Annotated in this window: 15 protein-coding genes; 8 read left to right on the top strand and 7 right to left on the bottom strand. The window is 72.6% G+C overall.

Annotated elements, in window-relative coordinates; translation table 11 throughout:
- Positions 1-201: 201 nt before the first annotated feature.
- Positions 202-1,128: an SDR family oxidoreductase gene (locus tag ACZ6JS_RS24495; RefSeq protein WP_469300910.1), complete on the top strand. Its 927-nt coding sequence runs from the start codon at positions 202-204 to the stop codon at positions 1,126-1,128.
- 656 nt (positions 1,129-1,784) lie between these two features.
- Here the strand turns inward: ACZ6JS_RS24495 and ACZ6JS_RS24500 are convergent.
- Positions 1,785-2,570, bottom strand: coding sequence for a TetR/AcrR family transcriptional regulator (locus ACZ6JS_RS24500; protein WP_469300912.1), 786 nt, complete (start codon positions 2,568-2,570; stop codon positions 1,785-1,787).
- Positions 2,571-2,650: 80 nt separating this feature from the next.
- On the opposite strand from ACZ6JS_RS24500, the gene ACZ6JS_RS24505 reads away from it, so the two are divergent.
- Positions 2,651-4,918, top strand: a complete 2,268-nt coding sequence (locus tag ACZ6JS_RS24505) for an ATP-binding cassette domain-containing protein (RefSeq protein ID WP_469300913.1) — start codon at positions 2,651-2,653, stop codon at positions 4,916-4,918.
- Between the two features lie 179 nt (positions 4,919-5,097).
- On the opposite strand, the gene ACZ6JS_RS24510 is transcribed toward ACZ6JS_RS24505, so the two are convergent.
- A complete protein-coding gene (locus tag ACZ6JS_RS24510; protein WP_469301062.1) occupies positions 5,098-6,120 on the bottom strand; it encodes an enoyl-CoA hydratase/isomerase family protein in 1,023 nt (340 codons plus the stop codon).
- 1,397 nt (positions 6,121-7,517) lie between these two features.
- Between ACZ6JS_RS24510 and ACZ6JS_RS24515 the strand changes: the two genes are divergently transcribed.
- The 3 genes from ACZ6JS_RS24515 (at position 7,518) to ACZ6JS_RS24525 (ending at position 9,757) form a co-directional block, all read left to right on the top strand.
- A complete protein-coding gene (locus tag ACZ6JS_RS24515; protein ID WP_469300915.1) occupies positions 7,518-7,832 on the top strand; it encodes a hypothetical protein in 315 nt (104 codons plus the stop codon).
- Positions 7,833-7,851: 19 nt separating this feature from the next.
- Positions 7,852-8,724 (top strand): hypothetical protein, encoded by an 873-nt coding sequence (locus ACZ6JS_RS24520; RefSeq protein ID WP_469300916.1) that lies wholly within the window; start codon positions 7,852-7,854, stop codon positions 8,722-8,724.
- Between the two features lie 580 nt (positions 8,725-9,304).
- Positions 9,305-9,757, top strand: a complete 453-nt coding sequence (locus tag ACZ6JS_RS24525; protein WP_469300918.1) for a hypothetical protein — start codon at positions 9,305-9,307, stop codon at positions 9,755-9,757.
- A 144-nt stretch (positions 9,758-9,901) separates the two neighbouring features.
- On the opposite strand, the gene ACZ6JS_RS24530 is transcribed toward ACZ6JS_RS24525, so the two are convergent.
- Complete coding sequence (locus tag ACZ6JS_RS24530) at positions 9,902-10,462, bottom strand: DUF6434 domain-containing protein (protein ID WP_469300920.1); 561 nt, start codon at positions 10,460-10,462, stop codon at positions 9,902-9,904.
- Between the two features lie 201 nt (positions 10,463-10,663).
- Between ACZ6JS_RS24530 and ACZ6JS_RS24535 the strand changes: the two genes are divergently transcribed.
- The 3 genes from ACZ6JS_RS24535 to ACZ6JS_RS24545 all read left to right on the top strand — a co-directional run bounded on the left by ACZ6JS_RS24535 (position 10,664) and on the right by ACZ6JS_RS24545 (position 14,426).
- Positions 10,664-11,746, top strand: coding sequence for a saccharopine dehydrogenase family protein (locus tag ACZ6JS_RS24535; protein ID WP_469300922.1), 1,083 nt, complete (start codon positions 10,664-10,666; stop codon positions 11,744-11,746).
- On the top strand, positions 11,743-12,378 hold the full coding sequence (locus ACZ6JS_RS24540; RefSeq protein ID WP_469300924.1) for a TetR/AcrR family transcriptional regulator: 636 nt from the start codon (positions 11,743-11,745) through the stop codon (positions 12,376-12,378). Before ACZ6JS_RS24535 ends, ACZ6JS_RS24540 begins: the two co-directional genes overlap by 4 nt.
- A 65-nt stretch (positions 12,379-12,443) precedes the next feature.
- Entirely contained in the window at positions 12,444-14,426 is a 1,983-nt protein-coding gene (locus tag ACZ6JS_RS24545; protein ID WP_469300926.1) for a CASTOR/POLLUX-related putative ion channel, read from the top strand.
- A 22-nt stretch (positions 14,427-14,448) separates the two neighbouring features.
- On the opposite strand, the gene ACZ6JS_RS24550 is transcribed toward ACZ6JS_RS24545, so the two are convergent.
- The 4 genes from ACZ6JS_RS24550 to ACZ6JS_RS24565 all read right to left on the bottom strand — a co-directional run bounded on the left by ACZ6JS_RS24550 (position 14,449) and on the right by ACZ6JS_RS24565 (position 20,596).
- Complete coding sequence (locus ACZ6JS_RS24550) at positions 14,449-16,317, bottom strand: flavin monoamine oxidase family protein (RefSeq protein WP_469301064.1); 1,869 nt, start codon at positions 16,315-16,317, stop codon at positions 14,449-14,451.
- A 240-nt stretch (positions 16,318-16,557) separates the two neighbouring features.
- Positions 16,558-17,295, bottom strand: a complete 738-nt coding sequence (locus tag ACZ6JS_RS24555; protein ID WP_469300927.1) for a carbonic anhydrase — start codon at positions 17,293-17,295, stop codon at positions 16,558-16,560.
- A gap of 19 nt (positions 17,296-17,314) precedes the next feature.
- A complete protein-coding gene (locus ACZ6JS_RS24560; RefSeq protein WP_469300929.1) occupies positions 17,315-19,150 on the bottom strand; it encodes an ABC transporter ATP-binding protein in 1,836 nt (611 codons plus the stop codon).
- A gap of 123 nt (positions 19,151-19,273) precedes the next feature.
- Positions 19,274-20,596: a cytochrome P450 gene (locus ACZ6JS_RS24565; protein ID WP_469300930.1), complete on the bottom strand. Its 1,323-nt coding sequence runs from the start codon at positions 20,594-20,596 to the stop codon at positions 19,274-19,276.
- Positions 20,597-20,695: the final 99 nt, after the last annotated feature.

Raw genomic sequence — 20,695 nt, forward strand, 5'->3', positions numbered from 1 at the left:
GCCGGTTCTCCTGACCTGGTGGACGAAGCGAAGCTCGGTCAACAGTGCGGCCAGGTCGGCTGGTTGGACAAGTGCGCGCCCGTCGTCCTTGCCGAGCGCCAGGCCCCTCCGGCCGGTGCGGCGGGCGGTCCGCTGCGGTCGCCGGGCACGGTCTTCGTGTTGGGCGGGCTCCGGACGGGCGGCCCGTCATAGGGTCGTGGCATGACTCTCGAAGGTGCCGAAGATCTCGAAGGCAGGGTGGCCCTCGTCGCGGGGGCGACGCGTGGCGCGGGCCGGGGCATCGCGGTCCAGCTCGGGGCACGGGGCGCGACCGTGTACGTGTCGGGGCGCAGCACCCGGGGCCGGCGATCGGAATACGACCGGCCCGAGACGATCGAGGAGACCGCCGAGCTGGTCACGGCGGCCGGCGGGCGGGGGATCGCGGTCGTCGCCGACCATCTGGTGCCGGACGAGGTGGAGGCGCTGGTCGGGCGGATCGACACCGAGCAGGGCCGCCTCGACGTGCTGGTCAACGACATCTGGGGCGGGGAGCTGCTCTTCGAGTGGGACAGCACGGTGTGGGAGCACGACCTGGACAAGGGGCTGCGGCTGTTGCGGCTGGGGGTCGAGACGCACGCCATCACCAGCCATTTCGCGGTGCCGTTGCTGCTGCGCGAGCCGGGCGGTCTGGTGGTGGAGATGACGGACGGCACCGCCGACTACAACGCGACCCGCTACCGGGTCTCCTTCTTCTACGACATCGCCAAGTCCTCGGTGCTGCGGATGGCGTTCGCGCTCGGGCACGAGCTGGGGCCGCGCGGGGCGACGGCGGTGGCGCTGACGCCGGGCTGGCTGCGCTCGGAGATGATGCTCGACGCCTACGGCGTGACGGAGGAGACCTGGCGCGAGGCGCTGGCCGAGGTCCCGCACTTCGCGATCTCCGAGACCCCCGCGTACGTGGGCCGTGCGGTCGCCGCCCTCGCCGCGGACCCGGAGGTCTCCCGCTGGAACGGCCAGTCCCTCTCCAGCGGCCGGCTGGCACAGGTCTACGGCTTCACGGACCTGGACGGCAGCCGCCCGGACGCCTGGCGCTACCTGGTCGAAGTCCAGGACCCCGGCCGCCCGGCGGACACCACCGGCTACCGCTAGTGCTGTGACCAGATCCTGACGGCCCCCCGGGTCAGCTCGCGTACCGTGCGGCGCGGGGCCCTGCGCCGAGCGGGCCCCAGGGGGACGGGGGCGGGATGGGCAAGCAGGCTCGCGGCCGATGGTGGGAGGGAGTGCCCGCGGGGATCCGTGCCCGGATCGACGGATTCGTCCTGCAGGACGCGCCGGAGGCATCGGGGTCGGCGCCGCCCGTGACGTCGTCGGCGACCGGTACGCGCACCACGGCGACGGGTCGCCCGCGCCCCGACACGCCTCTCGATCAGGAGTCGTCGGTCCGGCGCGTCGGCGGGGTCGACAGGCGCGTCGTGGCGGTCGGGGCGGTCCGGCACGGAGGCACAGCCCATGCCGGTTCGTGCGGCTGTCGGCCGTCACGGCCGACGCGCCGGCGGAGCACGCACCGGCCTTCGTCCACCGGTCCCCGGCCGAGCGCCACCTCCGAGAAGGCGCGCAGCTCGCGGACGCCACCCGGTGGCGGTGGCGGCCGAGACGGCCGGCGGGGGCCGGCGGCCCGGGCGGCCCACCTCTGCGTCCCCTTCCGCTGCTCGAGCCCGGACACACCGGACGGCGGTGCCCCCCGCCGGCAGTGCCGGGCACCCGTCCGGGCCGGATCGGCCTCGGCGGCGGCCCGTGCGCCTGCGCTACGGGGCCTGGCGGGAGGCCAGGCGATGGGCGAGACCGTCCAGGACGCACTGGAGGCCGAAGGCCCAGATCGTCCCGGGGTGGTAGCCGGCGACCGCGGTGCCGACGCGTCCGGCCAGTGGGTAGCGGTCGGGGTCCAGGGCGCGCTCCAGCAGCGGGGCGCTCACAGCCCACCACTCCTCCTGGCTCTGGCGGCGGTTGTGGTCGGCGTCATCGGCGGCGGCCAGCGCGTTGGCGTGCACGAAGCCGAGCAGGTGGGTCAGGGCGGCGTCCATCTCGGTGTCGGTGAGCCCGATCCCCTCGAAGGCCGCCAGCTCGTACTCGTACTTCCCGATCACCCCGGGTCCCAGGGGCGGGCGGGTGACGGCGAGGTCGGCGATCCAGGGGTGGCGGAGCATCAGGTCCCGGTTGTCCTCGGCCACCCGGGTCACGTGAACCTGCCAGGGCTCCTTCGGGCCCGCGGGCCTGCGTTCCATGTGGAGGTACGCGTCGTCGAGCATCAGGTCGAGCAGCTCGGCCTTGCCGGGGACGTAGGTGTAGACGGTCATCGGCGTCACGCCGAGCCGCTGCGCCAGCGCCCGCATGGTCAGCGCGGCCAGCCCCTCCTCGTCGGCGAGCACGGTCGCGGCGCGGACGACCGCGTCCACGCTGAGGCCCTGCCGCGGGCCGCGCCGGACGGGTTGCGCCGGCTGTCCGGGCTCGCGCCACAGCAGCTCCAGTGTGCGCACCGGGTCTCCGGCACCGCTGCGGTCCTTCACCATGTCCCGGCCTCCGAGCATCGCCATTAATTCACTACACCGTATAGAGTACAACGTATAGAGTAAAGGCAGAGAGTTAGCCGAGACGCCGCACCTCGAGGAGTTCCGTGCACATCGCCGCCGACAACCACCAGGTCATCCAGGTCCGGGGAGCCCGGGAGAACAACCTCGCCGACATCTCTCTGGACATCCCCAAGCGCCGCCTCACCGTCTTCACCGGCGTATCCGGCTCCGGGAAGTCCTCCCTCGTCTTCGGCACCATCGCCGCCGAGTCACAGCGGATGATCAACGAGACGTACACCGCCTTCATCCAGTCCTTCATGCCGAGCCTCGGCCGGCCCGACGTGGACGGACTGCACAACCTGAGCGCCGCCATCGTGGTCGACCAGGAGCGGATGGGCGCGGGTTCCCGCTCCACCGTGGGCACCGCCACCGACGCCTACACCATGCTGCGGATCATCTACTCCCGCGTCGGCACGCCCCACATCGGCACCTCCAGCGCGTTCAGCTTCAACAACCCCGACGGCATGTGCCCGCGCTGCGAGGGCGTCGGCGAGGTCTCGGACATCGACGTGGACCAGCTGGTCGACCGCGACCTCTCACTCAACGAGGGCGCGATCACCGTCCCCGGCTTCGCCGTGGACTCCTGGTACTGGCAGAACATGGCCAACTCCGGCTTCTACTCGCCCGACACGAAGCTCAAGGACTTCACCGACCAGGAGTGGGCCGACTTCCTCCACAAGAGCGCGGTGAAGGTGAAGGCCGGTTCGAACGGCTTCACCTACGAGGGCCTGATCACCAAGATCACTCGGCTGTACCTGGCCAAGGACCGCGAATCGATGCAGCCCCACATCCGCGCCTTCGTGGAACGCGCGGTGATCTTCACCGCGTGCCCGGACTGCGGGGGCACCCGCCTCTCGGCGGCCGCACTGTCCTCGCGCATCCACGGGGTGAACATCGCCGAGTGCGCGTCGATGCAGATCAGCGAACTGGCCGGCTTCGTGCGCCGGATCGACGATCCCGCCGTGGCCCCGATGCTGGCCAACCTCCGGAGCCTGCTCGACTCGCTCGTCGAGATCGGCCTGGGCTACCTCAGCCTGGACCGCCCCTCGGGCACGCTCTCCGGCGGCGAGGCCCAGCGCGTGAAAATGGTCCGGCACCTGGGCTCCTCCCTCACGGACGTCACGTACGTCTTCGACGAGCCCACCACCGGCCTCCACCCGCACGACATCCAGCGCATGAACGACCTGCTGCTGCGACTGCGCGACAAGGGCAACACGGTGCTGGTCGTGGAGCACAAGCCCGAGGTCATCGCGATCGCCGACCATGTCGTCGACCTCGGTCCGGGCGCCGGCACGGCCGGCGGACAACTCTGCTACAGCGGGGACGTGGCCGGGCTGCGCACCTCCGGCACCCTCACCGGCCGCCACCTCGGACACCGGGCGCGGCTTCGGGAGACGGTGCGCACCCCCCGCGGCCACCTGTCGGTGAAGGGCGCCGACCTGCACAACCTGAAGGACGTCAGCGTGGACGTGCCGCTCGGCGTGCTCACGGTGGTGACCGGGGTCGCGGGATCCGGGAAGAGCTCGCTGATCCACGGCTATCTGTCCGGACGCGAGGGGGTGGTGGTGGCCGACCAGTCGCCGATCCGCGGTTCGCGCCGGTCCAACCCGGCCACCTACACCGGGCTGCTGGGGCCGATCCGGACGGCCTTCGCCAAGGCCAACGGCGTCAAGGCGGCGTTGTTCAGTGCGAATTCGGAAGGCGCCTGCCCGAAGTGCAACGGCCTCGGGCTCGTCTACACGGACCTGGCGATGATGGCCGGGGTGTCCACGGTGTGCGAGGAGTGCGAGGGCAAGCGGTTCACCCCCGAGGTGCTGACGTACCGGCTGCGCGGCAAGAACATCAGCGAGGTGCTGAACATGCCGGTCTCGGAGGCGCACGAGTTCTTCTCCACCGGGCAGGCGCGGGCCGTCCTGGGGCGCCTGTCCGACGTGGGCCTGTCGTACGTGCGGCTCGGCCAGCCGCTCAACACCCTGTCGGGCGGCGAGCGGCAGCGCCTGAAGCTCGCGATCAGCATGGCGGAGAAGTCCTCGACGTACATCCTGGACGAGCCGACGACCGGTCTGCACATGGCCGACGTGGACAAGCTGCTGGCCCTGCTGGACCGGCTCGTCGACGACGGCAACTCGGTGATCGTCATCGAGCACCACCAGGCCGTGATGGCGCACGCCGACTGGCTGATCGACATCGGCCCCGGAGGCGGGCACTCCGGCGGCCAGGTCGTCTTCGAGGGCACTCCGGCCTCCCTGGTGGCCGAGGGCGACACCCTGACCGCCCGCCACCTTCGGGAATACGTCGGCGCCGACGCGTAGAGCGGTACGGGGCGCGGGCCCGCGGGTCGCCGGCGGCTGCGGGCTCCGGCGCCGGCCGTCGAACGGCCCCGGCCGGGCCTCCACCGCCCGGCCGGGCCACGCGGCGCGGTACGGCCGCGGGCCCGTGCGCACCCCGAGGCCGGCCCGCCCCGACCCGGCGCCACGCTCCCCTGCGAGGGCTACGGCAGGCGCAGCTCGCGGTCCTCGCCGAGCGGGGCGAAGAACCGCTCGACGTCGGCTTCGGTGACCTCGGCCGGCGTCGCCGGGGTCCAGCGCGGGCTGCGGTCCTTGTCGACGACCTGCGCCCGGATGCCCTCCACCAGGTCGGGCGAGGTCAGAGCGTTGCAGGAGACCCGGTACTCCTGGGCCAGCGCCTCCTCCAGCGTCCCGAGGACCGCGGCCCGGCGCACCGCCGCGAGGGTGGCCTTCAGCGCGGTCGGAGACTTGGCCAGGATCGTCTCGGCGGCCTCCTTCGCCGCCGGCTCGCCCCGGCCGAGCAGCCTCTCCACGATCTCCTCGACCGTGTCGGCCGCGTAGCAGGGGTCGATCCAGGAGCGTCCGCCGGCGAGCACTCCGGGCTCGGGCGTGGCGGCGTACCGCGGCAGGACCTCGTCGGCGGGGGCCGTGGCGAGCGCGGCGGTGAGCTCGGGGAGGCGTTCGGCGGGTACGAAGTGGTCGGCGAGCCCGCACAGCAGCGCGTCCGCGGCGCCGACGGCACTGCCGGTGAGGGCGAGATGGGTGCCGAGCCGGCCGGGGGCGCGGCCCAGCAGCCAGGTCCCGCCGACGTCCGGGACGAAGCCGATGCCGGTCTCGGGCATGGCGACGCGTGAGCGTTCGGTGACGACACGGACGCTGCCGTGGGAGGAGACGCCGACGCCGCCGCCCATGACGATGCCGTCCATGAGGGCGACGTACGGCTTGGGGTAGCGGGCGATGCGGGCGTTGAGCCGGTACTCGTCGCGCCAGAAGCCGGCGGAGGCGGTGTTCCCGGCCTTGGCGTCGTCGTGGATGGCCCGGATGTCGCCGCCCGCACACAGCCCGCGCTCGCCGGCTCCGCGGATCAGGACCTGCCCGACGGCGGGGTCGTCCGCCCAGGCGTCGAGAGCCTCGGCGATCCGCAGCACCATGGGGTGGGTGAGGGCGTTGAGGGCCCTGGGGCGGTTGAGGGTGACCACGCCGGTCCGCCCGTCGACGTGGAACAGGACGGGGTCGTCGTCGGCGCGGGCGCTGGCGTGCGTCTCGGGTTCGGTCTTCACGGCCATCAGTATGTCCGTGACCGCAGTGCGCGCCAGGGGCGGACCGCAGTGCGCGCCAGGGGCGCCCACAGGCCCGGTGCAGCCTGAGCCGGGTGCGCCCCCACGGGAAGGTCATACCCGGCTCTTCGCGGCCCGGCCCGTCCAGGCATCTCACGATGATCATCTTTTCGGTTCAAGCAACTCGCGACTTTCCCCCTCGGCACTCAGGACGGAATACATCGAACGCGAACGAGGCCGCCCGTGATCATTTCGATATGGCCATTCGATGGCGAGAGAGCAGCGAGGTGCGAATTGCCGGGTTTTACCCGGCCATCGATGCGCAAATTGCCGGGGTTTCCACCCCCCTCCGAGGATGTACGAATTGCCGGGGTTTTTCAGTGACGCCGGCCGCCCTTTCCGCCGGGCGTACTTGATCAGGAGGCGGCCGGGTGTCGTGTCGACATGCCGCATTGCACGGCGTTCCGGCATTGATGCGCCCTCGCCCTCACCCGCCGCGCCGGAGACGGGATGCGACGGGGCAGGAGGCGGCGCAAGCGCTCCACCCTCAGGGCTGGAGCGGCTCAGCGGGTGGAGCCGAACGCCGGCACACGAGCGTTTCGCCGTAGGACGGGTGGCCGACATGACTCATGAACGATCCGGGCACCCGGACGCCGACCGGCTCCTCCCCGGACCGGTCGGGCACCGCGGCTTCCCGGCAAGACAGCCTGGTGGCGTCAACATGCAGGGACAGGACCTGCCTGAAGCGTCGTTGGCGCCTCAGCTCAAGAGCGTCGACACCCCAGAGACGGCCGGCCCTCGAGGAGCTCAAGGCCGTGAAAACAGTGCCCAACGCAGTGGCAATCAGCACGATCCACAGGAGGATGCCTCCCACAGCTGGTCCTTTCGAAGGTTGCAACGGCATGGTTCGCCCGGACCGGGGCCCCTGCGATCGATCGGCATAACGCGATGGCATATGCCTGGTTGCGCCCCGTCCCCCGATTGCAGCCATGCGCGGCGACCGGCGGACTCGGCATCTCGCACTGTTCACCGATGATCAGCCGCCCGCCGGCCAGCAAGCCCGGGCCGAACCGGGCCCGCAGCCCGGCGGCGTCCTGCGGCAGGAGTCGCAGACGGGCACGACACCCCCATCCCGCGCACGAGGACTCCGCCGATGGGCCCCGACGGGCCGGAGGGCGACCGTATTGACGCGAACACATTGCCGCCCGACCCGCGGGGCGGCACGACTGCGGGAATAACGTTACAGCTCTTTGTTGAAATCGATATGACAGAACCGGGACTTACCCCTCGGCCACCATCACCCGGATGGCGCATACCCTGACCAACATCGACAGCGTTTATGGAATATGACAACAGCAAAGATCCCCGTTTTTTTCCGCGGAACCACGGAAGAAGACGGGCAGGGAGACGGTTCCCAGAGCGGCGCAATCAAGATCGGGAAGCGGCTTTTCGCTCCGGGCTCGGCCGGCCGTGGCGCGACCCGGAACACGACGCTGGAACCCGAGACTCCGGAAACCGGGCCGAGTGACTCGTCGACGATCCTCGAGGACTTCCTCCATACGATCAGCGTGATCGAGACCGACTTCGGCAGGCGGTTGGGGAACACGGCGGCGTCCGCAACGACTGCCGGCGACTGCTCGGGTGGCAGCTCCCGTGTATGAGCCGTACGGGTACCCGGACATGCAAGGTGTCCACCCCCAGCCGGAGACCTCGGAGTTCTGGGGCTGGCCGGACCACATGCCGAACGCCTCTGCCGGGCAACCGCTCGGCGGACCCGGCGAGGCGCATCCCCCATGGGATCCGGCTGAGGAACTCGCCGGCCTACTCCAGGAGAGCGCTGCACACGGGCAGCGGGAGCCCCTCGCCCGAGGCGACTTCGACCGTACCGGTGCCGCGGCCGACACCATCGGCCTCCTCGCAGGGCTGAAGAACTCCCCTCCCGCGCGTCCGCCCGCAGAAGCCTCCCGGGTGCGCCGGCGGAGCCTGCCGGGATCGCCGGTCGTGCCCCTGCTGCAAACGGGCAGTCTCTTCGCCGCCGCGCTGGTGGGCGGCATCGCCGCCGTGGTGAGCGTCCTCAGCGGCCTGGCCATCTGCGACGCCCTGCGCCACAGCGCCGGGCCCCACACGGACCGCGAAGTGGTCAGCTGGTGGCCCCTGCTGATCTACGGGCCCTGGATGGTCGCCTCGCTGTCCATCCTCAGGTCGGCCCTGCACCAGCGCCGTGCGCTGCATTCCTGGTCGATCGTTCTGCTGTTCTCCACCCTGGCCACACTCCTGTGCGTGGCCCAGGCTCCCAGGACGATCGCCGCCGGGGCGGCGTCCGCTCTTCCCGCCGTCGCGGCGCTGGCCTGCTTCCAGCAGCTGGTCCGCCAGATCACCCTCACGCGGCCGCCTCGCCAAGCCGCTCCGCGGCACCGCAATCCGACGGCTTCCGTGTCCGCTGCGCTCCGGCAGTCGGCCTCCGCCAGACGTGGCCCGGGCGGTGTCACTCCCGGCTTCCCCGCGGCCGACAGCACTGCACTCCGATCGCCGTCCCACAGCAGATTCGGATAGGGCGAATGACGGACGTACGCGTGCGGCGGTGCCCCGTGCGCAGGCCACGGCAAAGGCCGTCCGCCCGGACGGCAGTCCTGCCGCCGGCGAGAGCGATTCGCCGTCCGGGCGCGGGAGCGGAAGACCTGGGCGAGCGTCCCGGCGGGAACCGAGCCGCCGCAGCACGTCGCAAGAGGGCCGATCGCCCCGGGGCGGCGGCCACGAGGGGCGAAGGGGGTGGCGGTTGCTGACTCCTCCCTGGCCAACCCGGTCCTTCCCACACGTCAGAGGGGTGCTCGCCTGCATCTTTGAAACGAAGATCGAAACCGATGGTCACGGGCCGGACCCGGACTCGGTCCGAGGTCCACCCGCTCTCGGCCCTCGCGACGCCGGACCTGAGTCGTGCACCGCGATGCCGCCCGGACCTCACCCCCGCACCCCGGGCGTCCGATCGCGTCGGCCCACCCGGCCGACGTGCCGTAGAGCCCGGTCATGCCCGGGCAGCGGGCCCGGCCCATCGGCTTCTGCGAAGGCCGCACTCCGCTGAACCGAAAGCACAAGGCGCTCCGGCGCCCCACCCCCGACACGAGAGAGCAGCACCATGTACGAATTGACCTATCAGGAGCGGATCCAGTACAAGCGGCGCCAGGACGCCGCCTACCAGGCGGGCGCAGAGGCTGTCTCCAACCTTCGGGCGGCGCTCGCACTCGCCGACCTGACCCTTCCCTCCCTGAGCAACGACGGGCCGGTGGCCGGCCACGGCTTCGTCCGGCTCGGAGGATGCAACGCGGCCTTCGCCAACCGGCTCGCCGAGGTCGTCGCCGCAGGCGCCTACGCTCTGCAGCATCGCAAACGGAAGGCCGGCATGGTGGAACGGCCTCAGGAAGGGCTGCAGCAACAGCGCATCGCCCACGGCGTCGACATCGACGGCTACCGGATCCTGCGGGCCGACGTCCCGGCGGCGCCGGACCACATCGCCGCGTTCCTCCTCGCCGTGCGCGACACCACCAGGCATCCGGCCCGCGTCGACCGCAGGCCTGCGCCGACCCACTGAAGCCGTACCGTCTCACGGACCACGGCCCCGCCGGCGCGCACCGCCATCAGCTCGGCGAGCAGGTCCTCGACGAGCTGATGGCAAGGCCCATGCGGTGGCGCTCCGGACGACCGGGACGTCGGCGCCGCCGTCGTCCGCCCGAGGTCAGTCGCGGGGGCGGGTCCGGTGGACCTGCCAGGCGGCCAGGGCGTCCGTCCGGGCGCCGCCGGGGTGGCGGGCGTGCCAGTCGCGCAGGAAGCGGTTGAACTCGAACTGGGCGCCGACCTCCTGGGGCTCGGCCGCCCGTGCCCGGGTCGCGTGCCAGTGTTCGACGGCCTCGGCGAGGGTGTGTCCCGCGTGCGCGGCGATGTACTCCCGCATGAAGGCGTCGAAGTGGAAGCCGGGGCCGATCTCCCGTACGAAGTACTCCCGCAGCACCTGGCTGCAGCGCTGCCCCTGAGGTATCACCGTCGTCCCGTCGACGGGGGCGGCGAGTTGGCGCCCGGCGCGCCGGGGCGCGGCGGACGCCGCGGCCGCGGGCTCGGGCAGGCCGTCGAGGGCGGCGGCCAGCCGGGCGGTGACGGCGGCTTTCCCGCCCCGGACCGGCAGGCCCATCCGCCGTGCCAGCCCGGTCAGTTCGGCCAGGGTCCAGTACCAGCGCCGCAGTTCCGCGCCGGTCAACGCCGACGACAGGAGGGGACGGACCTCCCCCGAATTCGTACTCACGTTCGCATTCTAGGCGGTTCCCCGAGATCTGCCGCTCGCCGAGCCCGCCGAGCCCGGGAACGCGCGACCCGGTCGTCCGCGAGGGTGCCGGCGCCGACACCGACGCCGACTCCCACGCGGACACCTTCGGATTCCCGCGGATCCGGCAGGGGGGCACCATCCGGTTCACATTTCTAGGTCGCTCGACCTAGAATCTCGCGCATGACTGATGTCCTGCGGCACGATCCGTCCGCTCCCGTCCTGATCACCGGGGGGTACGGAACCGTCGGCGCCGAGATCGCCCGTATGGTCGCCCCCGTCTCCCCGATCCTGCTCACCGGCCGCTCGCCCGAGCGCGGCCGGGCCCTGGCCGCCGAGACCGGCGCCGACGTGCGCGCGTGGGACCTCGGCTCCCCGGCGCCCTTCCGCGCGGACGTCCGGGCCGTGGTCAACGCGGTCAACGACCCGGAGGACCGGGTCCTGCGCGCCGCCGTCGAAGGCGGCGTCCCCTACGTCGACATCACCCGGTGGACGGCCCGGATGCAGCGGGCGATCACCGTGGCCACCCTGCTGCGCCCGACCGCGCCCGTGCTGCTGTCCTCGGCCTGGATGGGCGGAGTGAGCAGCCTGGTCGCCGCGTCGCTCGCCGCCGGCCTGGGCGGCGCCGAGCAGGTGGAGATCGCGGTCCGCTGGGACACGGCCGACCGGTCCGGCGCGGACTCGGTGGAGTTCATGGACCGGCTCGGTGTGCGGTTCGAGGTGGTCGACGGCGGGCGCCGCCGGCTCGCCGCCCCGCTCACGGAAGCCCGTACGGCAGTCATCGACGGGGCTCCCGTACGGGTCGCCCGCATCGACACACCGGAGCAGTTCACCCTTCCGCTGACCCTCGCCGCCTCCACCGCGGCGACCCGTATCGGCTTCGGCTCCCCTGCCGCCACTCGCGCGCTCCTGGCCCTGCGGGGGACCGGCTTCTTCCGCTGGGCCGGCGGGGAGCGCTGGGCGCCGGCGCGCCGGGCCCTGCTGCACTCACCCGGGGACGGCGGTACGGCGCAGCTGCGCGTCGACGTGTCGCACGGCGGGCGCAGCCGCAGCGCGACCGTCACAGACACGCGCGGCCAGAGCCATCTGACCGCCGTCGGGGCGGTCCTGGGACTGCACCGCGTGCTGGGCACCGATGGGGCGGCGCCGCCGCAGGGGGTGGTCTTCCCCGAGCAGCACCCCGACCCGGTCGCGGCGGCCACCCGGCTCGCGGACCACGGCGTACGCGTCGAACGCGACCGCGTGGGGACGGGGGCGGCGGCATGACCCCAGGGAACCCCGGCACCCCCGGGAAGGCCGCTGCGCCGACCCCGAAGGGGGACCGGCGGCGGGCGGCCCTGCTGGACGCCGCGGAGCACGTCCTCGGCTCGGCGGGCGGCGCCGAACTCACCTTGCGGGCGGTCGCCGACGCGGCGGGCGTCCGGCTGGGCCACCTCCAGTACTACTTCCCGGCCCGTTCCGACCTCCTGGCCGCCCTGCTCGACCGCATCCTCGCGGCTTCACTGGCGCGCGTCGCCGCACTCGCGGAGTCCGGTGCGGCGGGCGACCCGGCGGCCGTCCTGGACACCCTCCTCGGCGACCACGACGACCCGTCCCTGGTCCGGCTGTTCACCGAGGTCTGGGCGATGGCCGCGCACGACGAGGACGCGGCCGGGGCCGTCCGCGCCTTCTACTCCGCCTACGCCGGGCACGTGGCCCGCTTCGTCCGCGACCGCTCCCCCGGCCTGGACCCCGTCGCGGCGCACTCCCGCGCCGAGGCCTTCGTGATGCTGATGGAGGGCGCGGCGCTGTTCCGCTCGGGCATCGCCGGCAGGGCCGCCCCGGCGACCGACGCCGTGCTCCGCCGTACCCTGCTCGGCCTGCTCGGGGTGCCCGGCCCCGAGGACGGGGCCGTGTAGGCCGGTTCAGGCCGTAACCGGGAGGGCTCCCGCCGGTTAGCAGCTCGGAAAACGAGGGAGTACGCATGGCACAGCAGCACACGACGTCCCTGCGGCTGCGCCTGCGGTACCGGTTCGACAACCTGGTGGCGGGCGGAACCACCCCGCTCATCGGGTGGCTGGCGGTGGCCTGCCTGGCCGTCGTCGTCCCGGCGAGCGCGGTCCTCGTCTGGGCCGACCGGGCTGCCCCGGCGACCCTCTCGGGGCGGCTCACGGCTGTATGGGTCAGCGTCGGGCAGACCCTCAAGCTCGGGGGTGCGGTCGGTTCGCCCCTCTATGTGCTGGCCTCGGTGACGCTCGCCCTGGTCGCCCTGCTGTTTGTGTCGACGCTGGTCAGTCTGATCACCACCGGCATCAACCGGCGCATCATGTCGCTGCGCCGCGGGCACTCGACGGTGCTGGAGGCGGGGCACACCGTCGTCCTGGGCTGGTCCGACCAGATCTTTCCGGTGGTCTCGGAGCTCGTCGCGGCCAACGCCAACCAGCGCCGGTCCGCCATCGCGGTCCTCGCGCCGAAGGACAAGGTGGACATGGAGGACGAGGTCGCCACGGGCCTCTGCGGCCCGGAAGGCCGTACGGGCACGGGAGCCACCCGGATCATCTGCCGCAGCGGCTCCACCACCGACCCGGCGGCGCTGGCCCGGCTGAGCCCGCAGACGTCGAAGGCGGTCCTCGTGCTGCCTCCCGACGGGGACTCGGGCGACGCCCACGTGGTGAAGACCCTGCTCGCTCTCGACGCCGCGCTCCCCCGCCCGCGCGGCACGGTGGTGGTCGCCGCGGTGCGCGATTCCCGCAACCACCTCACCGCGAAACTGGCGGCCGGGCCCGGCGGGCACGTGCTCTGCGCCGACGAGATCATCGCCCGGCTCCTCGTCCAGACCGCCCGGCAGCCCGGACTCTCCCTCGTCTACCAGGACTTGCTGGACTTCGACGGCGACGAGTTCTACACCGCCGATGCCCGGGATCTCGTCGGACGCGCCTTCGGCGAGGCCCTTCTGGCGTTCACCACCTCCTCGGTGGTCGGCCTGCTGCACGACGACGGCCGTGTCGTGCTCAATCCGGATCCGGGTACGGAGATCGACGCGGGCGACCGGATCATCCTGGTCTCCGAGGACGACGACACGGCCGTGCCGGAGCCGGCGGGCCCCTGGGTCGACGAGGACGCGATCGTCACCGCCCGCGCCCGGTCCCGCTTCGCCGAACGCCTGCTCCTCCTCGGCTGGAACCGGCGCGCGCCGCTCGTCGTCGAGCAGCTCGACGAGTTCGTGAGCCCCGGCACCACCCTGGACGTCGTGGCCCTCGGCGACGGAGCGGCGCGGCGGACCGCCGCCGAGGTCGCCGCGTCGCGCAGCCGCCTCGAAGTGGCTTTCCGCAACGGGGACATCACCGATCCGGAGGTCCTCGCCAAACTGGACGTGCCCTCCTACGACAGCGTGATCGTGATCGGCGAGACGGACCGCGAGAGCGCGCCCCCGCCCCCGCCCGCGACCGCACCCGCGGCGACCGGCACGGCGCTGCCGGCCTCCGCCCCGGAGCCCGGCAACGGCACGGACGACCGGACCCTGGTGACGCTGCTTCACCTGCGGGCGATCGGCGAGGCGGCGGGCCGCGAACTCCCGCTCACCACCGAGATGTCCGACGACGCCAACCGGCTGCTCGCGCCCGCCCGGGCCGGCGCCGACTTCATCGTCAGCGGCCGTCTGATCAGCCTCCTGATGACGCAGATCTCGGAGAGCGGACATCTCGCCGACGTCTTCGAGGAGTTGTTCAGGGCGGAGGGCAGCGAGTTCTACCTGAGGCCGGCGGCGGACTACGTCCGAACCGACCGGGAGGTGGCGTTCGCGACGGTGGTCGAGTCGGCACGCCGCCGCCGGGAGTGCGCGGTCGGCTACCGGCTGCGCGCGCAGGCCGCCACGGCCCCGTCGTACGGTGTGCGGCTCAATCCCGACAAGCGGCAGCCGGTCCGCTTCGGCGAGCACGACTGGGTGGTCGTGCTCGCCGAGAGCTGAGCCACGGGCCTGCGGCCGTCCGTCACACCGAGGTGTGGACCTCCAGGGCGGTGCGCACCGCGGATTCCAGGGCTCCCTCGATCCACGCCGGCTTGATGGAGGTGTGGCAGCCCGCGAAGTGCAGGTTCCCCTCCGCCTTGCGGACGTGCGGGAAGAGCTCGGTGTGCTGGCCGGGCAGCAGCACCGAGGCCTCGCCGTAGGCGTACGGGTCGCGCATCCAGGACTGGGTGCGTCCGACGCCGGTGTAGAACACCTCGATCCGCTGCCCGAACACCTCCTGGACACCGGCCAGGGCGCGGGGATAGCGCTCGTCGTCGTCCAGGGAGTCCCACTTCAGGGCGTCGTCCGACCAGCTGTAGGAGGCGAGCACGACCCCGCCGCGGCTGCCCTCGACGGGGTAGGAGGGCTGGAACATGAACCGGTTGGGGTTGTCGGTGGCCGAGCCGCCGCCGATGACCCCGGCGGCCTCGGGCTGGTCCCGGGTGCGGCTGCGGCAGGCCGCGTAGTGGGCCCGCTGGGCGCCGGAGATGCCGCTGCGCGGTACGGAGGAGTGGGCGCCGAGCAGCGCGCCGTCCTCCGGGGTCTGCCCGAGCTGGTATTTGCGGTACAGGCCGGGCTGCAGGGCTTCCAGTTCGCGCTTCCAGTCGGCCTCGTCGAACTCCCACCAGCGGCGGCTGAACTCCAGCAGCACCTTGGTGGCCGCGTCGTAGTGCAGCTCGGTGATCGCGCGCCGCTTGCCGTAGGAGAGGGCGGGGGTGACGGGGATGTGGCGCAGGCCGGAGAAGGGCACGGTGATGATGGCGGTGTCGCCGGTGAAGGTCTCGCGCTGCACGGGTCGGCCGTCGCGGCCCTCGGAGACGGTGTCGACGGTGACCTTGCCCTCCCCGTGGGTGATCCGCGTGGCGCGGCGGTCGAGCCGCACGATGTCCTCGACCCGGGCGTAGAGGGCGTCGGCCAGGGTGGCGGTGCCGCCGGGCAGTTCGAAGAAGGCCGTGTCGGGGCTGATGAGGGAGGCCCCGATGAAGCTGTGCACGAAGGCGAGGTGGAGGCGGGAGGTGAGGTTCTCGACGGTTCCGATGAGGTCGATGGTGCGCTCGTCGAGTTTCGCCTCCTCGGTCAGGAAGCGGTACATCGACATGTGGCCGTAGCGCTGGATGATGCGGGCCCAGCCTTCGACGAGTGCCTTGTCCTTCCTGCCCTCGATCTCCTTGCGCACGGGGGCGAAGGCGTTGCGGACGATCTGCGCGGCGGGGATCCCCTCGTAGGCCGCCGGCACCCCGAAGGAGCGGTTGAGGGTCTGCGGGCTGCGCGCGTAGTCGGCGCGGCGGACGCGGACGCCGTTGACGAAGATCCAGGTGCGGTAGGCGGGGCGGCCGGAGCCGTCGACGTCGACCAGGTGGAAGCGCCGGCGCTCGAGGCCGAGGCTGTCGATGAGGCCCGTGACGAGCGGGTGGCTGTCGGGGATCCGCATCGCGCCGGCCTCGGCGTACTGCTTGGGGTCCGCGAAGGCCGCGGGGGACTTCTCGTGGCCGCCGGTGCGGAAGGTCTTGATCCGGCCGCCGACGCGGTTGCCGTTGGCCTCGATGACGGTGACCTGGTGGCCGGCCTCGCGCAGCAGGTGGGCAGCGGTCAGGCCGGCCGGTCCGGCGCCGACGACCAGCACTTTCCTGCGGGGCATGCGGGAGCGCGGCAGGCCGTTCCTGAGGAGGATGTCCGCGTAGCCGGGTACCAGGGGCTGGTCGTCGTCGCCGCGTACGAGGACGGCGCGGGCGATCGTGAGGCAGGTCTCCCAGTCCGGGCGCGCGGAGCCGGCGGGCGCCTGCGGGGTGCCGGCGGACGCGGTGGCGACCGTGAGGGCGCCGGCTCCCGCGACCACGGCGGCGCCGGCGATGAGCGTGCGACGGGAGGGGCGCCGGCCCGTGTCCGCGGCGGGGTCGGAACCGGGGGCGGGGTCGGAGCCCGGGGCGGGGTCGGAACCGGGGGTCGGGGAAGAGTCGATGATCACGAACCAACTCTCCCGGCCCCGGCACGCCTTGATCGCTGAAAGCCGTCCCGGAGGGGAACAATCACCCGGACGTGCGGCCTCGCCCGCACGGTGCTGACGAACGGAGTTTCGTACGCCGGAGTGCTCTCAGCGCACCAGGCGCACGCGCTGGCTGGTGAGTTCGTAGCGGGCCCCCACGACGGCCAGCGCCCCGGCGGCGATCTTGGCGGCCATCTCGGGCTCCGCGGCCAGCCGCCTGCGCACCAGCCGTACGTTGGAGGTGATCGCGGCGTCGATCCGCGCCGCCCCCCGGAGCCCGCGGTCGATGGCGGGGCGGATCTGGTCGACCAGGTACTGCATGTGGCCCGGGAGCAGCGGTCCGCCCTCCGCGGCCCGCACGGCGGCGGCGACGGCACCGCAGGACTGGTGTCCGAGGATGACGACGAGCGGGATGCGCAGCTCCAGGACCCCGTAGGCGATGCTCCCGAGGACCGCCTCGTCCAGGACCTCCCCCGCCGAGCGCACGGTCAGCAGGTCGCCGAGGCCCTGGTCGAAGACCAGTTCCGGCGGGACGCGGGAGTCGACGCAGCCGAGGACGACGGCGAACGGGTGCTGTCCGGCGACCAGCGTGCGCCGCACGGTGCGCGTCTGGTCGGGGTGGCGCTCGTGGTAGGTGCGCCAGCGCCCGTTCCCCGCGACCAGTTCGCGGAGCGCCGACTCCGGCGTGGTGGGCCGGGATCCGGCCCCTCCCCCGGGTGGGGCGGCGATGGGCACATGGGCGGAACCGGCCACGAGCCCGGCGCCCACGGCGGCCGCGCCCGTCAGCAGCGCCCGTGCCAGCCGACGCCGCCCGGGGACCTCTCGACCTTCGCCTTCGACGCTCACATCGGGACAAACTAGCGGTTCAGCGGAGTTCGGAGCGCGCGCGGGTGACGGTGTCGGCCGCGGCGGGGGTGTCGTGGAGGAAACCGCCCGACTGGTGCTTCCACAGCTTCGCGTAGGCGCCTTCGGCGGCGAGGAGCTCCCGGTGCGAGCCCTGCTCCACGATCCGCCCGCGGTCGAGGACGACGAGCCGGTCCATGGTGGCCACCGTGCTCAGCCGGTGCGCGACCACGAGGGCCGTCCGGCCCTCCATGAGCCGCCACAGCGCCTCCTGCACGAGGATCTCGCTCTCGGAGTCCAGGGCGCTGGTCGCCTCGTCGAGCAGCAGGATCGGCGCGTCGCGCAGGACGGCCCGGGCGAGGGCGACGCGCTGGCGCTGTCCGCCGGACAGCTTGATGCCGCGTTCGCCGACCATGGTGTCGAATCCGTCCGGCAGGGCGTCGGCGAACTCCGTGACGTGGGCCGCCTCGGCGGCGCGGCGGATCTCGGCCTCGGTGGCGCCCGGCCGCGCGAACGCGATGTTCTCCCGCAGCGTCCGGTGGAACATCGCCGGGTCCTGTGGCACGTAGGCGAGCCGACTGCGCAGGTCCGCCTGCCGCAGCCGGCTGATGTCCTGCCCTCCGATCATGATCCTGCCGCCGTCGACGTCCGTCATCCGCAGCAGCAGCCGGGTGAGGGTGGTCTTGCCGCCGCCGGACCGGCCGACCAGGCCGATCTTCGACCCGCTGGGCACGTCCAGGTCGAGGCCTTCGAAGAGCGGCTGCGCTCCCCTGTGGGAGAAGTTCACCCGTTCGAACCGGACGTCGGCGCTGTCGGACCGCAGCGGCTCCGGGGTTTCCGGGTCGAGGACAGTCGGCGGCTGCAGCAGCAGTTCGGTGAACTGCCCGGCCTCCGTCATCGAGCTCTCCAGTCGGCGGTAGATCTGGTTGAACTCGAACATGATGCGGGTCGCGTTGGCGTAGTAGGTGAAGGTGACGATGATCGCCTCCACGCCGTGCTCCGCCGCGCCGAGGGCGACCGCGAGCAACAGGCCCAGCACGTTGGTCAGCACGGAGAGCGGTGCGACCAGCGTGTCGATGCGCAGGTTGCCGTAGTCCCACGAACGAAGCATCAGCCGGCGCGACTCCCCGACGCGGGACCGGTGCTCGGCGGCCTCGCGGTCCTCGGCTGCGAACGCCCGGACCGTGTCCATGTTCATCAGGCTGTCGGCGACATGGCCCGAGACCCGGGCGATCGCCTCCTCGCGCCGGGCGACGAGGGTCTGGCGGCGGCGGATGAGAGGGGTGACGCAGATCGCCGTCAGGGTGATCAGCGCGAGGAGGCCCACCACCAGCATCGGTTCGTACTGCCACAGCACCACCGACGCGAAGAGCAGCGGCACGAAGCTGCCCATGACGGAGAACGTGAGCGTGTCGACGAACTCCTCGAAGCGGGAGGCGAAGCTCAGGACCCGCTTGGTCAGCGAGCCGGCGAAGTTGTCGTGGAAGAACGCCGCGTCCTTCGCGAACAGCTCGTCCATGCCGATGACGTAGAGGTGCTCGATGCCGCGGGCGTCGAGGCGGTTGAGGCAGTGCAACCCGATCCGCCACAGCGTCTCGGCGAGCAGCAGGACCCCGGCGAATCCGAGGAGGTAGGGCAGCATCGCGTCGATGCCTGACGCGCCGTCGGCGATCTCGCCGACGAGCTTGGCGACGACCAGCGGCGCGACGTAGAAGATGCCGATGTTGCCCAGCGCCGGGAGCAGCATGGCGGGAGCGGTCAGCCGGCGCAGGCGCGCCAACTCCCGTCCGTAGTAGCGGAGTGCGAGGAGGACCGAGCCCCTGCTCGGCGTGCTTTCGGGCGATTTTGGTGAACCCATCCCAAACCCTGTGTTGTCGGACCGGCAGGACAGGAGTCGGAGTGTCCCGCACGGACAGCGGGCCGGTCCACGCGTTTTCCCGGCGCAGTGGTGTGACCGGAAAGGCGCACCGGGGCACAGCCCTCAGGCGGTGGCGCCGAGAGTCGCGGGGGTGGGGCCGTCCGGGCGGACGGTGAGGCCGTAGGCGGCCTTGGCCGGTACGGAGTGGAAGTGCGGGACGTGCGCGGGCAGCAGGTGTTCGAGGAGGGCGGTCGACTCCCGGAGGGCGAACTGCAGGCCCAGGCAGGCCCGGGGGCCCAGGCCGAAGGGGATGTAGCTGCCGGGGCGCGTGGGCCGCCGGCCGGGGGTGAGAAAGCGGTCCGGGTCGAAGCGGCCGGGGTCCTCCCAGGTCCCGGGGTCCCGGTGGGTGAGGTAGGGGCAGACGAGGACGTCGGTGCCGGCCTCGACCGCGTACCCGGCGAGGACGTCGTCGCCGACCGCGTGGCGGGGCAGGATCCAGGCGGACGGGTAGAAACGCAGTGTCTCGTGGACGAGGGCCTGCATCGCCTGGCGCCGTTCGGGGGAGCCTTCCGCGCCCGCGGCGAGGGTCCGCTCCCGTGCGTGCGGGTTGCGGTCGAGCAGGACGTGGAGCCAGGTCAGGGTGGTCGCAGTGGTCTCGTGGCCGGCGACCATCAGGGTGACGAGCTCGTCGCGGATCAGCCGGTCGATGTACTCGGGGGACGTTTCGGCCGCCTCCAGCAGCACGTGCAGCAGACCCGGGCCGTGGGGGCCCGCCCCGGCTGAGCGGGCGGCGGCGATGGCACGGCTCGACAGGGCGTCGATCCGGGCCAGTTCGGCGGCCACCGCCCCCTGGGCGGCGACGCCGTCGGCGGGCAGGCTGGGCAGCGCGGCCACCACGGCCTGCACGGCGGCCAGTTCACGTTCGGTGCCGGGATCCAGGGGATGTCCGGTCAGCGACCGCCAGATGGTGTCCAGGGCGAAGCGGCGCATCTCCTCGCCCACGTCGAGGACCTGTCCGTCGCGGGCGTACGCCGCCCAGCGCGCCGCGGTGGTCCGCGCGGCCTCGGCGATCCGCTGCTCGTAGCGGCGCATCCCCCGTCCGGTGAACTGGGACTGGAGCAGCCTGCGTTGGCGCTGCCAGGCATCGCCGGTCGCGGCGAGGACCCCGTCGCCGATCAGCAGCCGGGCCCGGTGCGAACGCTTCACATACAGGTCGGGCCGCAGTGCGAGGACGTGCTGGACGGCTTCGGGTGCGGTGACCAGGACGGTGGGGTGCGGGCCGAGCCGGAACGCGGCGACGCCGCCGATCCGCGCGCGGGCCCGGGCGAACAGGTCGACGAGCTCCCCTCCCCCGGTCCGCCAGTCCTGAACGAGGGCGGGGTCCAGCTCGGGAACCGGGCGGGCGGCCGGGGACGGGATCGGGCCGGGTCGGGCGTGGGTGGCCACGGGTCTGCTCCTCTTCGGCGGCTGTGCGTCGTCACGGACCGGCTTTCGGCATCACGCACTGTAAGGGAGTGCGCGCGGTGCGCGACAGCCCGCCTCCGG

It is taken from the genome of Streptomyces sp. NPDC046349, assembly GCF_055587885.1.

What these genes read in the sequence shown, in the direction of transcription:
- ACZ6JS_RS24525 (WP_469300918.1), top strand. Translation starts at nt 9,305, where the DNA reads ATGTACGAATTGACCTATCAGGAGCGGATCCAGTACAAGCGGCGCCAG.
- ACZ6JS_RS24545 (WP_469300926.1), top strand. Translation starts at nt 12,444, where the DNA reads ATGGCACAGCAGCACACGACGTCCCTGCGGCTGCGCCTGCGGTACCGG.
- ACZ6JS_RS24535 (WP_469300922.1), top strand. Translation starts at nt 10,664, where the DNA reads ATGACTGATGTCCTGCGGCACGATCCGTCCGCTCCCGTCCTGATCACC.
- ACZ6JS_RS24500 (WP_469300912.1), bottom strand. Translation starts at nt 2,570, where the DNA reads ATGGCGATGCTCGGAGGCCGGGACATGGTGAAGGACCGCAGCGGTGCC.
- ACZ6JS_RS24560 (WP_469300929.1), bottom strand. Translation starts at nt 19,150, where the DNA reads ATGGGTTCACCAAAATCGCCCGAAAGCACGCCGAGCAGGGGCTCGGTC.
- ACZ6JS_RS24520 (WP_469300916.1), top strand. Translation starts at nt 7,852, where the DNA reads ATGCAAGGTGTCCACCCCCAGCCGGAGACCTCGGAGTTCTGGGGCTGG.
- ACZ6JS_RS24540 (WP_469300924.1), top strand. Translation starts at nt 11,743, where the DNA reads ATGACCCCAGGGAACCCCGGCACCCCCGGGAAGGCCGCTGCGCCGACC.
- ACZ6JS_RS24495 (WP_469300910.1), top strand. Translation starts at nt 202, where the DNA reads ATGACTCTCGAAGGTGCCGAAGATCTCGAAGGCAGGGTGGCCCTCGTC.
- ACZ6JS_RS24515 (WP_469300915.1), top strand. Translation starts at nt 7,518, where the DNA reads ATGACAACAGCAAAGATCCCCGTTTTTTTCCGCGGAACCACGGAAGAA.